The sequence below is a fragment of the Paenibacillus zanthoxyli JH29 genome (assembly GCF_000520715.1).
GTDB classification, from domain to species: domain Bacteria; phylum Bacillota; class Bacilli; order Paenibacillales; family Paenibacillaceae; genus Paenibacillus_AQ; species Paenibacillus_AQ zanthoxyli.
In genome coordinates, this window is the sequence record NZ_ASSD01000171.1 from 1 (window position 1) to 2,229 (window position 2,229).

The 2,229-nt window shown below is 52.5% G+C and carries 2 protein-coding genes and 1 pseudogene; 1 reads left to right on the plus strand and 2 read right to left on the minus strand.

What is annotated here, in order from left to right:
* Both spoVAC and L691_RS31860 read right to left on the minus strand, forming a co-directional pair.
* Positions 1-462, minus strand: a 462-nt coding sequence (gene spoVAC, locus L691_RS0106715) for a stage V sporulation protein AC (protein ID WP_408634738.1), incomplete at its 3' end; no start/stop codon positions are given.
* A gap of 169 nt (positions 463-631) precedes the next feature.
* Complete coding sequence (locus L691_RS31860; protein ID WP_156934180.1) at positions 632-772, minus strand: hypothetical protein; 141 nt, start codon at positions 770-772, stop codon at positions 632-634.
* A 170-nt stretch (positions 773-942) separates the two neighbouring features.
* Between L691_RS31860 and L691_RS28110 the strand changes: the two are divergent.
* Positions 943-1,999 (plus strand): annotated as a pseudogene (locus L691_RS28110) (M42 family metallopeptidase).
* Positions 2,000-2,229: the final 230 nt, after the last annotated feature.

A 2,229-nucleotide genomic window follows, 5' to 3' on the forward strand; every position in this document is an offset into this window, starting at 1 on the left:
ATGTCCTCCCCCATGGCCAAGGAAGATGTAGACGATCCCGATAATAAAGGCGGCCACGACACCGAAGACAATGACCGAGCCCGCTAGCTTGAACATATTAGCTCCAACGCCCAGCACAATCCCTTCGGCACGATGTTCAATCGCAGCCGAGCACATACTGTTGGCAAAGCCCGTTACGGGAACGGCCGTCCCGGCGCCGCACCACTGCGCCAGCTTGTCATATACGCCGAAGCAGGTGAGAATGACGGATATCAGGATCATCACCGCGACGGTCGGGCTGGCCGCCTCCTTTGCACTCATGTGGAAGTTAGCCATAAACGCTTCCTGTACGGCCTGTCCAATTACGCAAATCAGGCCGCCCGACAGGAAAGCGCGAAAGCAGTTTTTAAGTACGGGCCTAGAAGGTTCGTGTTTTTTTGCCATCTGCTTGTAGACTTGGTTATTCAGGGAATCAAGCTGCAGCTTGACCCCCGAACGTTTGGTTTTTGCCGGCAATGAAGGCACCTCCTAAAGGTTTGGCGAAGACTTAAGTCCGCTTGCGCAAATACGCAGTCAGGACGATCAACCAGCTTCGCATAGTAGATTTTCCTTTATTGTTCGCCGTCCGGCTTTTCCTTATGACATTTAAAATTCAGGAAAAATACAGCAGCACTGCGACAAGCAGCAAAAACAGCGCCAGAATAAGAACAATTTCGCGCTCCGCTTCATACTTATTCATCCATCTCCCGCTCCTTTTCAGGGCTCCCCGCCATTTTAACGCCTCTGGCAGCATTATATTCCCCGCCTTCCCGCCGGGTGTGCACTTATGAACTATGCTAAACGCATATTCAAAGATCGGATGGCCTTGTGTGCGGAGCGTTCCAGGGCCTTTATGACCCCGGTCCAATGGACAACCGGTTAGCGAAAGTTCATACTATACGGTAGTAAAGGAGAGATGGCAAGATGAACCAAGAAACCCTTGATATGTTCAAAAGCCTTACCCAATTCCCTTCCGCCCCTGGTTTCGAACGTGAACTGCGCAAGTTTGTAAAAGAAGCCATGGCTCCGTATACCGATGAATTTGTTCATGACCGTCTCGGCAGCCTGTTCGGTGTGCTTCGCGGCGATGTAAACGGGCCGAAAATTATGGTAGCCGGCCATTTTGACGAAGTCGGCTTTATGGTTACCGGAATAACCGATAACGGAATGATCCGTTTCCAACCGCTTGGCGGCTGGATCGCTTCGGCGGTCAGCTCCCAGCGACTGCAAATTATTACGCCAAAAGGACCGATTACGGGCGTTGTCGGCAGTACGCCGATCCATCTGATCAGTCAGGAAGAGCGAGCAAAAGGCGGGGACATCAAAGCGATGTTCATCGATATCGGCGCGGAAAGCCGCGAGGAAGCGATGGAGTTCGGCGCTGCTCTCGGCCAGCAAATCGTTCCCGTCTGTCCCTTCACCCCGCTGGCCAATCCGAAAAAAATATTGGCCAAAGCATGGGACAACCGTTACGGTGTAGGGCTTGCTATTGAGCTGGTCAAGGCGCTCAGCGGCAAAAAGCTGCCGAACTACCGTGCAGGAAGAGGTGGGGCTTCGGGGAGCTCAGACGTCAGCTAACCTACTTCAGCCGGATATTTTCTTCGGACTTGACGCAAGCGCCGCCGCGGACATGACCGGGGACAAGCAGGCGTTCGGCCGGCTTGGCGATGGCGTGCTGCTGCGCATCTTAGACCCAACGATGATTACCCATCGCGGACTGCTGGAATATGTGCAGGATACGGCGGATACGCACCGGATCAAATATCAGCATTTTGTCTCCCAGGGCGGTACGGATGCAGGCCAGGTTCACGTAAGCGGAATCGGCGTGCCTTCCACCGTAATCGGCATCTGCTCTCGCTATATTCATACTTCCACATCTATGATCCATACCGACGATATCGACGCGGCCAGAGAACTGTTGATTAAGCTGGTGGAAGGACTTGACCATACCACGCTGCAGACCATTATTGAGCGAAGCTAAGGTCATGGGGTCGGCGCCACTTGAACAGATGCCGGTCTAACAGTTGGAGCTGTGCCATAAGTGAATATACCTGCGGTAAGGCCGCCTTCCTAAAAAAATTAAGAAGCCAGCAAGTCCTTCGGTTATTGGAGACTTGCTGGCTTTTTCTTTTCTATTGGGCAATTCCTCCATCAAACCAAGTTAGAAATTAGGGCAATCGCTCTAACATCAAGGGACAGGTCAGGTTGGTT

Bases quoted from the DNA above. Each gene is read 5' to 3' on its own strand.
- L691_RS31860 (WP_156934180.1), bottom strand. From the start codon at position 772: ATGCTGCCAGAGGCGTTAAAATGGCGGGGAGCCCTGAAAAGGAGCGGG.